The organism is Antarctobacter sp., assembly GCF_965277915.1.
In the GTDB taxonomy this organism is placed as follows: Bacteria; Pseudomonadota; Alphaproteobacteria; order Rhodobacterales; family Rhodobacteraceae; genus Antarctobacter.
This window is the reverse complement of record NZ_OZ255849.1, coordinates 4,219,736-4,232,331: the sequence shown is the minus strand read 5'-3', so window position 1 is coordinate 4,232,331 and position 12,596 is coordinate 4,219,736. Positions and strand designations below refer to the sequence as shown.

Sequence of the window (12,596 nt, the reverse complement as noted above, 5' to 3'; positions counted from 1 at the left end):
TGCATGAAATGGGTTCTCCTGTGTCTTGTCCTGCTTGCCCCGCTGCCTGCGCGGGCCGGGGATTGCGTTATCCTGCTGCACGGGCTGGCGCGGACGGAGTATTCGATGGTGCTTTTGGGCGCGGTTCTGGAATCGCGCGGGCACCGGGTCATCATTCCCGGATACGATTCGACCCGCTACCGGGTCGAGCATCTGGCCGAACGGACCCTGCCGGAGGCCGTGGCGCGCTGCGGATCGCAAACGGTTCATTTCGTCACGCATTCGATGGGGGGCATCCTGCTCAGGCACTGGCTGCGGGATCATCGTCCGCCGCGGCTGGGTCGGGTCGTGATGATGGGGCCTCCCAACGGCGGCAGCGAGATCGTGGACATTGCCGGCAGCTGGGAGGTCTTCGAGTGGATGAACGGACCGGCGGGCCAGCAGTTGGGCACCGGGCCGCAGGACCTGCCCGCGCGCTTGCCGCCGGTGGATTTCCCGCTGGGAGTGATTGCCGGGTCGAACACGCTGAACGCGCTGACCAGTTCGGTGATCCCCGGTGCGGACGACGGCAAGGTTTCGATCGCGTCGACCCGCGTCGCCGGCATGACCGATCACATCGTTCTGCCGGTCACCCATACCTTCATGATGCAGGCCCCCGAGGTCATGGTGCAGGTGGTGCGGTTCCTGGAAGAGGGGCATTTTCAGCCCGGCGCGGACTGGCGCTTGTTGCTGGACGAGGCGGACCTGGACTGCCTGTTGGGAGAGTGCGATGCCGATTGAGCTGGACCTTCAGGGCGCGCGAGTGTTGCGGCCCGGTGGCTGGGATCACGGACCGGTGTCGATTGCGGATGGGGTGATCGTCGACGGGCCGGTTGGGCGCAGCGTGGACCTGTCCGGCTATGACCTGCTGCCTGGAATCGTCGATGTGCACGGCGACGGGTTCGAGCGGCACATGGCACCGCGTCGAGGCGCGCTGCGGGAACGCGACGCGGGCATGGTGGCCTGCGCCGCCGAGTTGGGCGCCTGCGGGATCACCACCGCCGTGCTCGCGCAATTCTGGTCATGGGAAGGCGGGATGCGCGGGCCGGAGTTCGCCGAAGAGGTCTTTGCCGCCGTAAGTGCGGTGGCGCCGACCGTCCCGGTGGACCTGCGGCTGCAGATGCGTCTGGAGACGCATTTCACCGAGAGCTTCGAGGCGGCCGAGGCCGCGCTGGCGCGCTGGGGGATCGGCTATGTCGTCTTCAATGATCACCTGCCGCACGCGCGACTGGCCGAGGGGCGGCGCCCGCCGCGCCTGACCGGGCAGGCGCTGAAATCGGGCCGCAACCCCGAGGCACACCTGGCATTGATGACGCGCCTGCACCAAGCCGGGGCCGAGGTTCCGGGGATTCTGGACGCGCTCTGCGCGCGGCTTGCCGCACAGGGCGTGCGGATGGGCAGCCACGACGACCGGACGGCGGCGGGCCGGGCTACGTGGCGCGCGCGGGGCGTCACGGTGTCCGAATTCCCCGAGACGCTGGAGGCGGCCCAGGCGGCGCGGGACGCGGGCGAGCCGGTGGTCCTTGGGGCGCCGAACGTGGTGCGTGGGGCGAGCCATGCGGGCAATGTCTCGGCGCTGGAGCTGATCGGGGCGGGGCTTTGCGATGCGCTGGCCTCGGACTACCACTACCCTGCACCCGCGCGGGCCGCCTGGCGCTGTGTGGAACTGGGTCTGTTGGACGAGGCCCCGGCCTGGGCGCTGGTTTCAGAGGGGCCGGCGCGGGTGCTGGGCCTGGCGGATCGTGGGCGGCTGGACACCGGTCTGCGCGCCGATCTGGTGGTGATGGAACGCGAGGCGCGGCGTATCGTGGCGGTCTTTGCCGGCGGCGATCTTGCCTGGATGAGCGGGCCGGTGGCGGCGCGCTTTATGAGTTAGCGGAGCGCTGGCGCACACAGGGTGATTTGCGTTCAGGCCACGCAGGCCTTGAGGAGGGCGCTGTCCTCCTCAAACTCCTCCCGGAGGTATTTTAGGCCCAAAGAAGCAGCCGGTCAGTCCTTGGAGGCAAGGAAGTTCGCATGACCCATCTTGCGGCCCGGCTTGGTTTCGGCCTTGCCGTAGAGATGCAGGGCGCAGGCCGGGTCGGCGGCGAGCGTGGGGACGCGGTCCATGTCATCGCCGATGAGGTTTTCCATGCGGATGTCGCTGTGGCGGCTGCCGTCACCCAGGGGCCAGCCCGCGACGGCCCGGATGTGCTGTTCGAACTGGTCGGTCATGCAGCCGTTCTGGGTCCAGTGGCCGGAATTGTGCACGCGCGGGGCGATCTCATTCACGATGAGTCCGCCCGGTGTGACGAAGAACTCGACCCCCAGTACGCCGATATAATCGAGCGCGTTCAATATCTTGCCCGCTGTCAGAACGGCGTCGGTCAGGATGCGGTTGGGCAGGTTGGCCGGTACGGTGGTGGTGCGCAGGATACCGCCTTCGTGGACGTTCCGGCCGGGGTCGAAGGCGGCGACGCGGCCGTCGGTGCCGCGCGCGGCGATGACCGAGATTTCGCAGGTGAAATCGACGAACCCTTCGAGCACGGCGGGGGCGCCTTGCAGTGCGGCCAGCGCCTGTTCGGCGTCTTCGGGTCTGGTCAGCCGGGCCTGCCCCTTGCCGTCATAGCCGAAGCGGCGGGTCTTCAGGATCGACGGAGTCCCAATGGTTTCAATGGCTTGGGTCAGGGATTCCGCGTCGTCCACCGTTGCGAAAGGGGCGGTCTGCAACCCGAGGTCACGCAGGAAGGTCTTTTCGGTCAGGCGGTCCTGGCTGATGCGCAGGGCCTCGCGTCCCGGGTGGATCGGGCGGATCTGGTCCAGCGCGTCAAGCGCCTCGGTCGGGATGTTCTCGAACTCGTAGGTCAGAACGTCGACGGAATTTCCAAAGTTTTCCAGTGCCTTGATGTCGTCGTAGCCGGCCTGCAGGTGGAAGTTGGCGACATGCGAGGCGGGGCAATCGCCGCCCGGTTCAAAAATCGCGGTCTTGAAGCCGAGGCGGCTGGCCGCGACCGAGAGCATCCGGCCCAGCTGGCCTCCGCCAAGGATTCCGATGGTGCTGCCGGTGGGGAGTGGGGCGGTCATGTGGGTACCTGCAGTTTGTACGTTTTGTACGTTTTGTACGGCGTTTCCGACGTTTTGTACAAAGTCAGTCGCGCACCGGTTCGTCGGCGATGGAGGCGGAGAGATCGGCCCGCCACTGGTCGAGCCGGGCGGCGAGATCGGCATCCTGCAGCGCGAGAATCCCGGCGGCCATGAGCCCCGCGTTTTTCGCCCCGGCGGCGCCGATGGCCATCGTGGCAACCGGGAAACCGCGCGGCATCTGCAGGATGGAATAGAGGCTGTCGACCCCGTTGAGCGCGCGGGTCTGCACCGGCACGCCGATCACCGGCACGCGGGTCTTCGAGGCCATCATGCCGGGCAGGTGGGCGGCCCCGCCAGCGCCCGCGATGATGACCTGCAGACCACGGCTGACGGCTGTCTTGCCGTAGTCCCACAGCCGGTCCGGCGTGCGGTGGGCCGAGACGATGCGCGTCTCGTATTCCACCCCGAGCTCGTCGAGAATATCCGCCGCCTCGACCATTGTGGGCCAGTCCGACTGGCTGCCCATGATGATGCCGACCCTGGGACTGTCCATGCCTGCCTCCGCGTTATGCGGGTGTTGTTATAGGCGATGGGGACAGGGGCGCAATGGGGCGGCGCTCAGGCGATGATGTCGGGCAGGAGCCTGTCCTCGATCAGCGCGATCTTGTCTTTGAGCAGCAGTTTCTTCTTTTTCAGGCGCTGCAGCGTGAGGCGATCGGCGGTGCCGGTCTCCTGCAGCGCATGAATTGCCTCGTCGAGGTCGCGGTGTTCGCGGCGGAACACTTCCAACTCCACACGCAGAACGTCCTCGCTCTTCATGGCGATATCCGTGGGCGCGTTCATGAGCCTAATCCCTTGAGTGATACCCGGACCACAAACATAGCGATTCTATGGCATTGCGCATAGCCCCTTGCGCGGATTGTCCCCTGTGCCCATATTTCCGGTGCGGCGGTCGCCTTCGGGGGCCGCGGCGTGACGGTCGCTTGTGCAAAGGACGTGTCGATGACCAAACTGACCTTGGGATCTTATCCCCATATGCTCGGGTTCGAGCAGCTGGAGCGCCTGCTGGAGCGCACCGCCAAGACATCCGAGGGCTATCCGCCCTTCAACATCGAGCAGACTTCGGATCATTCCTATCGCATCACCCTGGCGGTGGCCGGGTTCCGCGAAGATGACCTGTCGATCACCGTCGAGGACCGCCAGTTGGTCATCCGGGGTCGGCAGCGTGACGATGGGTCGGATCGCATATTCCTTCATCGCGGCATTGCCGCGCGGCAGTTCCAACGCACATTTGTGTTGGCGGATGGTGTCGAGGTGGGCGAGGCTGTGATCGAGAACGGGCTGTTGCACGTCGATCTGACGATGAGCCGGCCAGAGACCGTCGTGCAGACGATCAAGATCAGGAAGGGGTAAGTACCATGCATGCCAAGTACGATTTTGACAAACTGGTCGAAGGGCGGACGGTTTATGTGCGCCCGGTGAAGACCGCGGACCTGCCCGATGATGTGCGCAAGCAGGCGGCCGGCCGTGACACGCTTTATGCCGTGCACCGCGCCGATGGAGAACGCCTGGCGCTGGTCAAGGACCGTTCGCTGGCCTTCGTGCTGGCGCGGCAGAACGACCTTGCGCCGGTGACGGTGCACTGATCCATTATCGGGCGGGGGCGACTTGCCCCTGACACGTATCGCAAAGCCCGGCGGTTTTCGCCGGGCTTTTCGTTTCCGGGCGGTCGTCTGGGCGGTCGTCTGGGCGGGATCAGCGGCGCGGGGGCCAGAGGCCGTACCTTTCCCAAAGCCATTGCGCGGCGGCGGCATTGGCCCTTGCGCGATCCGTGCTGTCCTGTAGCGAGGCCGGTCGGTCGAGGGGCGTGACGCGGGCGCGGGCGCGTGGCGCAAGGCGCAAGGGCGTGCCGGTCAGCGCGCGCATGCCCGACAGCCAGATGTCGTCGACCGGGCGGGCCTCTGCCGGGATGTCATGGGCGCGCAGGTCGATCATGCCGGGCCGGATCAGCACGCCGGAAAACCCCTGTGCGATATCGCTGTGCGGCGGGGCGGCGCCCTGGCGTTTCAACCGGTCGACGGACCAGCCCGATGCGGCCACCGCCTCACCTTTTCCGGAGGTGGCGCAGAGTGCCGCGAGCCAGCCGGGCTGATAGTGGCAATCGTCATCGCAATAGGCTAGCGCGTCCTGCGGAAAGGCGCGCAGCGCGGGCAGCAGCTTGGTCGCCGGGCCATGGTCCGTGTCGGACCAGAGCAGGGTGACGCCCCTGGGCAAGGGGGGCGGGGTGACCGGGCCGGGAAAGCGGGAGTACCGGCGCGGCAGGCACAGCACGACCCGCGCGGCGCCCTGTGCCAAGAGGCTGTCCAAGACCTCGGCCAGGGCGGCAAAGCGCGGCGGGATCGAGGTGAGGGTGATGGTCGTGCGGCTGGGGTCAGAAATTGAGATTGTAGTTCATCCGCAGTTTCATGTCGCGCGTGTCATCCAGGATGCGGCCGCCATCAAGGTCGAGCGTCAGCCGCCCTTTGCCCGCATCATAGGCAAACCCCGTGCCGACACGGGGGCCGGTATGGCTGGTTTCGCTGCCCAGCCCGTCGTCGAACCGATTGTATTCCGCCCCGAGGCTGACATAGGGCGTCAGCGCCGTGCCGATGTCGAAACTGGCGCGCGTGCCCAGCGAACCGGTCAGCCCGGTCACGGTCCGGGCGGTCAGCCCGCCGGCGGCGGGGTGATCCTCGGCAAGACCGGACACCCCGATGAAGGATCGGATGTCGGCGCTGCCCCAGGTGTAATCCGCATTGGCGGTCAACCCCGCGGCGCGGCGTTCTGCCCGGTAGGTGATGCCCCCGACGTCGTAATCGGGCCGCGCGAACAGCGCGTAGCCGGTGACGTTATATCGCTCGCCGATGCGGGACTTGAAATAGGGGCCGATGCTGAGTGCATCGCTGTCGACAGATATGCCGTAGATGTCGAGGTCGGACCGGCCCGCCGACAGGAAGAAGCCGAGGCGCGTCGCACCGCCGACCTCATAGTCGAAACCGAAGGTCAATTCACGCGCGCTGCCGTCGATGTCGCCGTCAAAGACGCGCCCTTGCAGTGCCGCCCAGCCGGTCATGCCCGCCTGGTCGCCGTAGGTGGACAGGAACAGCCCGTTGCGCGTGACAGAGGCCGGGCCGCCGCCCGAGAGGGTGCTGTTGATCGCGCTGCCGACAAAGCCCACCGATGTGCTGGCCGAGGCGAAGGCGCCCGTGCCCTGCGCGGCTTTGCGCCCCTGGCCCGCTGCGCCACTGCCGCCACCGCCACCGCCGCAGGACAGGGTGAAGGTATCGCCGGGCTGCGCAAAAGCCTCGACCCCGTAGTCGCCCGTCCGGGCAGCGGTGTGGCTGAACCCGTCGCAGGAGGTGCTGTTGAAGGCCGGGTTGCAGATGCCGTCATCCGTGCCGCCCTGTCCGCCGAATTCGATCGACACGGCCAGGGTGCCGGCGTCGGGTGTCGAGATGGTCAGCGACTGGCCCTGTTGCAGATTCACGGCGACATAGGCCGGGGCGGTATGCACAACGCCCTGAATCGTCGCGCAGTCCGGCGCAGCAGCCAAGGCGGGGCCGGATCCGATCAGGAGCGCGGCCAGTGGAATGAGGCGCAAGGGAATCATGGCATCACTGTAGCACGTTCAATGCTTGACAGTTTATCACGGAAGCCCGGGCGCTTCAGCCGTTGACCGGCTGGCGCCGCAGGGGCCCAGGTTTTTGTCACCTGCCAGAAATCCCGCAGCAACAGGCGCTTGCCCCGGCAGGACCGGCGGGGGCGGGGGGCTCGGTCTTGACAGCTTGCCCGTCGCCGGGCGTCACTGATCGAACGTCAGTCACGATGATCGGAGTCGCCCATGCCCGGATCGGGGACCAGATGGAGGTTCGCAGCGCTTGTGGCGCTGGGCCTGACCTTGCCCGGGTTGCGCGCAGAGGCGGCGGGCGATGCGCATGTGACCTGCGTGCAGGGACAGTTGCAGGCGCTGGGGTTCGATCCCGGACCGATCGACGGCCAAAGCGGCCCACGCACGCGCGGCGCCCTGCGTGCCTGGCTGGATACGCGCGAGGCCGGGGCGCGTGCTGTCTTTGAGACCCTGCCGCCTTTTGACAACCGTTCCTCCGTGGGATGGTGCCGCGAGATCGGGCTGGCCGACCCCGTGGCGGCGAACCTCATGCCCTCGGTCAATCCGCCCAGGATCCTGATCGGTCCCGAGGTGCACCCTGAGATCGCCGACCATGTCCTGACGGCCTATCAGGAGGCCGAGGAGTTCCTGGAGCGGCGGTATGGCGTGAAACTGGCCAGCCAGGTCAGCATAATCGTGGCGACCGAGGTCGAGGCCTGGCATCGCCTGATCGACGAGGCCGGGACGATGAAGCTGCAGAGCTGGGCGGCGATCCGGGCGCGCGGCAAGCGGGACTGCAACACCGAGTTCGGACTGGGCGCCAGCGCCTCACGCGACGGGCTGTCCTTTTGCGGCACCACGCTGGCCCTGAAGGAGCCGGGGCTGGCAGAGCTGTACCGCATGGTCCTGTCGGTGACGATGGCACATGAGGTGGTTCACCACGCACAGCGCGAGTTCAGCTATGACAAGGTGGCCCGCTGGGTGCGCAACCCGGACGCGGTGCGCCCGCGCATGGGGCCGGCCTGGATGGTCGAAGGCACCGCGCAAGTGATCGAGCTGGTCTTCATGGAGGAAAAGTTCGGTCGCGTCGCGCCTGCCCTGCACCAGATGCGCGCGCAGGCCGCCGGGTCGGAGCTGACCCCGCGCCAGATCCGGCTGGCGCGGCAGGTCCGCACGGTCGAGGCCTATGACGTTTCGGCCTATGCCGTGGCCATGCTGGTCGAGCGGTTTGGCGAGGAAACCCTGTTCCGTTTCTGGCGCGCGGTCGGCGAGACCGACAACTGGTACACCGCCTTCGAGCAGGTCTATGGCATGACGGTCGAGAGCTTTGAAACGCTTTATCCGACGTTGCGTGACGACGAGATGGCACAGCGTGAGTTCCTCGCCGACCGGGACATGAATGGCGATCACATCCTGGCGCATCGCCCGCTGACCGAGGCAGAGCCGGGGCGGTGATGCCTGTCAGCCCGGGCGGGGGTGGGAGGTAGGAATCCCCTGACTTGTTGACCGGACACGGAATTCCCTAAGTTGGTGCCAGACAGCATCCAGGGACCGGCATCATGATGATCAAGAAACTGATGTGTTCACTCACGTTTTGCCTTGCCGCCAGTATCGGCGCGGCAGAGGCGTCGGACCGGCATGTGAGCTGCGTGCAAAGGCAGCTGGCGACGCTGGGGATCGACCCGGGCGAGAACGATGGCACCAGCGGCGCGGGGACGCGGCAGGCGCTGGCGGAATTCATGCGCGGGCTGGTCGGCGAGGACGTGCAGGCGATCTTTGCCGGCTTGCCGGATTTCTCGGAACGGGCGGCGGTGGGGTGGTGCCGCGAGATCGGCGGATACGCCCCGCAGGCGGCGGCGCTGATGCCCTCGTCGGAACCGCCCCTGATCCTGACCGCGCCGAATATCCCGGATGAGGTTCGCGGCTATATCCAGCGGTCCTACGATGACGCGCGCGAAATGTTCGCGCAGGAATACGGCATCACGACCGCGTCCAAGCCGGTGCTGATCGTGGCCTTTGGGCGCGACGACCTGGAAAAGCTGTTGCTGGAGCCGGTCGCCGGCATTCCGGATCTGTCCGTCAGCGCGGCACGGGAAACCGCCGACGATCTCTGTATCGGGGTCGAGCGGGTGATGGGCAGCGCCTATCGCAACCGGATCGCTCTGTGCATGCCGCCCGAGCACCTGGACAGCGTGACCAGCTACGATATCTGGCGCGGGCGCTACCAGTACGTGATGCTGCACGAATACATGCACCATGTTCAGCGCGAGATGCTGTATGACAAGGTGGCCTACGATGAGACCGGGCGCCGCCGCATGGGGCCGCTCTGGATGGTCGAAGGCAGCGCCTATCTGGCGCAGATCAAGTCGCGCGGCGGCCCCACCCGCGAGGTGTCCGTGCCCATGCTGGCCGCGCTGCGGGCCCGGGACGAGGAAGAGGCCGTGCCGCTGGACTACATCCGCAAGAAGCAGTCGGTCCGTTCGGACGGCGAATATGCTGCCTCGAACCTGGCGGTGGCCGTGCTGGCCCTGCGCTATGGCGAGGACCGGATGGTGGAATTCTGGCGCGTGGCCGGAGAGATGGACGACTGGGAACCCGCCTTCGAGACGGTCTATGACATGAAGATGACCGATTTCGAGGGACTCTTCGAAGAGTTGCGTCACGACCAGGGCAAGCTGTTGAAATTCGCCCGGGGTCAGGAGCCCTACGGATTGGACATGAGGTTCGGTCCGATCAAGGGGGCCGGCCGGCCGGGGCACGCAGGACGGGGCAGCGTTCGGGGTTAAGGTTCCGGGCAACGCAGCGCGCTCTGCCGCCAATGAAAAAGCCCGGCGCGATGGCGCCGGGCTTTGTCGTCTTTCGGGGCGCGCGCGTCTTACTGCGCGGCGATCAGGCCCATGCTTTCCAGCTTGAGGATCACCTGGTGGGCGCAGTTGTCGACGTCGACGTTCTCGGTCTCGACCACCAGTTCGGCGTTCTCGGGGACTTCATAGGGGTCGGAGATCCCGGTGAATTCCTTGATCTTGCCTTCACGGGCGAGCTTGTAGAGACCCTTGCGGTCACGGCGTTCGCATTCCTCCAGAGAGGTGGCGACATGGACCTCGGTAAAGGCGCCGTACTGTTCGATCATTTCGCGCACGGCGCGGCGGGTCGCGGTATAGGGTGCGATGGGCGCACAGATCGCGATGCCGCCGTTCTTGGTGATTTCGGACGCGACATAGCCGATGCGCTTGATGTTAAGGTCGCGGTGCTCTTTCGAGAAGCCCAGTTCCGACGACAGGTGTTTGCGCACCACGTCGCCGTCCAGCAGCGTCACCGGGCGACCGCCCATTTCCATCAGCTTGACCATCAGCGCGTTGGCGATCGTCGACTTGCCCGAGCCGGACAGGCCGGTGAAGAACACGGTAAAGCCCTGCTGCGAGCGCGGCGGCTTGGTGCGGCGCAGTTCCTTCACCACCTCGGGGAAGGAGAACCATTCCGGGATTTCCAGGCCCTCGGCCAGGCGGCGGCGCAGTTCGGTGCCCGAGATGTTCAGGATGGTGACGTTGTCCTTGTCCTCGATCTCGTCGGCGGGCTCGTATTGGGCACGTTCCTGCACATAGACCATGTGTTTGAAGTCGACCATCTCGATGCCCATTTCTTCCATGTGCTCACGGAAGAGGTCCTGCGCGTCGTAGGGGCCATAGAAATCCTCGCCGGCAGAGTTCTTGCCGGGGCCGGCGTGGTCGCGGCCGACGATGATGTGGGTGCAGCCGAAGTTCTTGCGGATCAGGCCGTGCCAGACCGCCTCGCGCGGGCCGCCCATGCGCATCGCCAGCGGCAGCAGCGACATGGTGGTGGTCGATGCCGGGTACTTGTCCAGGACCGCCTCGTAGCAGCGCACGCGGGTGAAGTGATCGACGTCGCCCGGTTTCGTCATGCCGACGACGGGGTGGATCAGCAGGTTGGCCTGCGCGTCCTTGGCGGCGCGGAAGGTCAGTTCCTGGTGCGCACGGTGCAGCGGGTTGCGGGTCTGGAAGGCCACGACGCGGCGCCAGCCCAGCTTGCGGAAGTAGGCACGCAGCTCGTTCGGGGTATCGCGGCGGGCGCGGAAGTCATAGTGCACGGGTTGCTGGATGCCGGTCACCGGACCGCCCAGGTAGACCTCGCCCGCGGTGTTGTGCAGGTAGTTGACGGCCGGATGCGCCAGGTCGTCGGCGCCAAAGACCTTTTCGGCCTCGTTCGACTTGTTCGGCACCCATTTGTCGGTGACGGTCATGGTGCCCAGGATCACGCCTTCCTGGTCGCGCAGGGCAATGTCCTGACCGATTTCGATGCTGTCGGCAAAGTCCTTCTTGACGTCCAGCGTGATCGGCATCGGCCACAGGGTGCCGTCCGCAAGACGCATGTTCTCCACGACGCCGTTGTAGTCTTCCTCGCCCAGGAAGCCCTTGAGCGGATTGAAGCCACCGTTCATCAGCAGTTCCAGGTCGCAGATCTGGCGCGGGCTCAGGTCATGGCTGACCAGGTCGGCCGCTTCGACCTTCAGTTTCTGCGCGCTGTCGTAGGAAACGTACAGCTCGGGGATGGGGGCAAGGTTGTTCTGCATCAATTCGGTCCTGTGCTTAATGGGAACCAGGTTGCTGGAGGTGCCTGTCAGTTCGGCGTGGAGTGCGTCGTATTCCGCGAGTTTCCGGGCAAGAAACCGGTCCGTGAGCCGGTTCTTCTCGGCGGCCCCGCGAGAGGTCAGCGCGTAGGCGAACCTCTGGCGCCGGTCCGGCCCCTCGCGTTCGCTGATCTTGATGAACCCGGCCTCGGCCGCCGACCGCAGAAGCGCGTTCAACCGTCCAAGAGAGACACCCAGCGCGGAGGCGATGGCACGCTGCGACGACACGTCCGGCGCCACGTCAAGCTGGCGCAGGAGGCGGAAGAGCAGGCCTTCTTCATCCGATATGAGCTGTGCCTTGGAGGCGGGCATGGCGGGCGACTCAAAGTGTGTTCATCGCTGAACGCATCCCACAGTTTGCACCCGCAGAAAAGCCAAAATTCGCGAACATGGGGGATTTCCGCCAGCGTGACTCATCCGCAACGCAGGGATGTTGCCGTTCAGGACGGGCTGTTAAAGCCTTCGGGCAGGAAGCGGACCATTGCCTCTGGTCCCTTGGGGTCAAGCTGGAAGAGATGCGGGCGCTTGGCCAGGTAGCCGCGCCAGGTGCGGTCGGGGTGTGCGCTGATCTGTGCGCCATGTCGTACCCGCATTTTTGCACCAAGATCCGCGATCCGCATGCCGCGGCCATGCTGGCTGTGTGCGGCGATCATGCTGCGGATCTGCTGATCGAAGGTCGAGACTTCTTGTGCAGGGGCGGTGACCTGTTGTGCCGGGGTGGTGACCTGCAACTGGGTGAACCCAAGGCAGGCCGCCCGAAAGGTGGCGGGCGCCTTGGCCTCTCCGATGCCTTCGACGTCGTGCCCTAATTCACGCAGGCGCAATGCCAGGTGCGTGAAATCCCCGTCCGAGGAGGCAAGGAAAAAGGTGCGGTTGCACTCGTCCAAAGCCAGTTCCATCGCGTCCATGCACAGCAGGAGATCCGCGCCGTTCTTGCCGACACCGGCGTGGCATTGGCGATACCCGTGCGCCGTTTGCCAGCCGGTCGCCACCGTCAGGTTGCCGTAGACGCGCGCGACCGTGACACGACCCTTCCGAGAGGCGATGTGGATCAACTGCCCGGCATGTGCGGCACTGATGTTGTCGCCATCCACCAGCAGGGCGACGGAGGTATCGGGACTGGGTGCAAAACAATCTGGCATAACGAAACGGGGCACTGGTTTGAATACGGCAATGCCGAGAGCAGACCCCCGATTCGGACAAAGTGCAACCCGGACCCTGGAA

Annotated in this window: 13 protein-coding genes; 6 read left to right on the top strand and 7 right to left on the bottom strand. The window is 66.0% G+C overall.

Going from position 1 to position 12,596, the window contains the following annotated elements; all coding sequences use genetic code 11:
• Nucleotides 1-3 precede the first annotated feature (3 nt).
• Together ACQY5B_RS21645 and ACQY5B_RS21640 are read left to right on the top strand one after the other, a co-directional pair.
• Nucleotides 4-759 (top strand): alpha/beta fold hydrolase, encoded by a 756-nt coding sequence (locus ACQY5B_RS21645; protein WP_305968024.1) that lies wholly within the window; start codon nt 4-6, stop codon nt 757-759.
• The gene (locus ACQY5B_RS21640; RefSeq protein WP_420327452.1) at nt 749-1,894 is read left to right on the top strand and encodes an alpha-D-ribose 1-methylphosphonate 5-triphosphate diphosphatase; all 1,146 of its coding nucleotides are present in this window, start codon (nt 749-751) and stop codon (nt 1,892-1,894) included. Before ACQY5B_RS21645 ends, ACQY5B_RS21640 begins: the two co-directional genes overlap by 11 nt.
• 113 nt (nt 1,895-2,007) lie before the next feature.
• Here ACQY5B_RS21640 and ACQY5B_RS21635 read toward each other — a convergent pair whose 3' ends face one another.
• The 3 genes from ACQY5B_RS21635 to ACQY5B_RS21625 all read right to left on the bottom strand — a co-directional run bounded on the left by ACQY5B_RS21635 (nt 2,008) and on the right by ACQY5B_RS21625 (nt 3,924).
• Nucleotides 2,008-3,081, bottom strand: a complete 1,074-nt coding sequence (locus ACQY5B_RS21635) for a 5-(carboxyamino)imidazole ribonucleotide synthase (RefSeq protein ID WP_420327454.1) — start codon at nt 3,079-3,081, stop codon at nt 2,008-2,010.
• A gap of 64 nt (nt 3,082-3,145) precedes the next feature.
• Nucleotides 3,146-3,634, bottom strand: a complete 489-nt coding sequence (purE, locus tag ACQY5B_RS21630) for a 5-(carboxyamino)imidazole ribonucleotide mutase (protein ID WP_305968027.1) — start codon at nt 3,632-3,634, stop codon at nt 3,146-3,148.
• A gap of 65 nt (nt 3,635-3,699) precedes the next feature.
• A complete protein-coding gene (locus ACQY5B_RS21625; RefSeq protein WP_043140872.1) occupies nt 3,700-3,924 on the bottom strand; it encodes a YdcH family protein in 225 nt (74 codons plus the stop codon).
• 159 nt (nt 3,925-4,083) lie between these two features.
• Here ACQY5B_RS21625 and ACQY5B_RS21620 point away from each other — a divergent pair, with 159 nt between their 5' ends.
• On the top strand, nt 4,084-4,494 hold the full coding sequence (locus ACQY5B_RS21620) for an Hsp20 family protein (RefSeq protein WP_043140874.1): 411 nt from the start codon (nt 4,084-4,086) through the stop codon (nt 4,492-4,494).
• Between the two features lie 5 nt (nt 4,495-4,499).
• Nucleotides 4,500-4,727, top strand: coding sequence for a DUF1150 family protein (locus ACQY5B_RS21615; protein WP_043140876.1), 228 nt, complete (start codon nt 4,500-4,502; stop codon nt 4,725-4,727).
• Between the two features lie 109 nt (nt 4,728-4,836).
• Here the strand turns inward: ACQY5B_RS21615 and ACQY5B_RS21610 are convergent, their stop codons facing one another.
• Together ACQY5B_RS21610 and ACQY5B_RS21605 are read right to left on the bottom strand one after the other, a co-directional pair.
• Entirely contained in the window at nt 4,837-5,436 is a 600-nt protein-coding gene (locus tag ACQY5B_RS21610; protein ID WP_420327457.1) for a hypothetical protein, read from the bottom strand.
• A gap of 76 nt (nt 5,437-5,512) precedes the next feature.
• A complete protein-coding gene (locus ACQY5B_RS21605; RefSeq protein ID WP_420327459.1) occupies nt 5,513-6,730 on the bottom strand; it encodes an autotransporter domain-containing protein in 1,218 nt (405 codons plus the stop codon).
• A 231-nt stretch (nt 6,731-6,961) separates the two neighbouring features.
• Here ACQY5B_RS21605 and ACQY5B_RS21600 point away from each other — a divergent pair, with 231 nt between their 5' ends.
• Together ACQY5B_RS21600 and ACQY5B_RS21595 are read left to right on the top strand one after the other, a co-directional pair.
• The gene (locus ACQY5B_RS21600; protein WP_420327461.1) at nt 6,962-8,182 is read left to right on the top strand and encodes a peptidoglycan-binding domain-containing protein; all 1,221 of its coding nucleotides are present in this window, start codon (nt 6,962-6,964) and stop codon (nt 8,180-8,182) included.
• Nucleotides 8,183-8,286: 104 nt separating this feature from the next.
• Nucleotides 8,287-9,513 carry a hypothetical protein gene (locus tag ACQY5B_RS21595; protein WP_420327463.1) on the top strand — a complete coding sequence of 409 codons (1,227 nt, stop codon included), beginning with the start codon at nt 8,287-8,289 and terminating at the stop codon, nt 9,511-9,513.
• Nucleotides 9,514-9,602: 89 nt separating this feature from the next.
• Here the strand turns inward: ACQY5B_RS21595 and ACQY5B_RS21590 are convergent, their stop codons facing one another.
• Both ACQY5B_RS21590 and ACQY5B_RS21585 read right to left on the bottom strand, forming a co-directional pair.
• A complete protein-coding gene (locus tag ACQY5B_RS21590) occupies nt 9,603-11,684 on the bottom strand; it encodes a bifunctional sulfate adenylyltransferase/adenylylsulfate kinase (RefSeq protein ID WP_305968032.1) in 2,082 nt (693 codons plus the stop codon).
• Between the two features lie 128 nt (nt 11,685-11,812).
• A complete protein-coding gene (locus ACQY5B_RS21585; RefSeq protein WP_420327465.1) occupies nt 11,813-12,529 on the bottom strand; it encodes an NYN domain-containing protein in 717 nt (238 codons plus the stop codon).
• Nucleotides 12,530-12,596 lie beyond the last annotated feature (67 nt).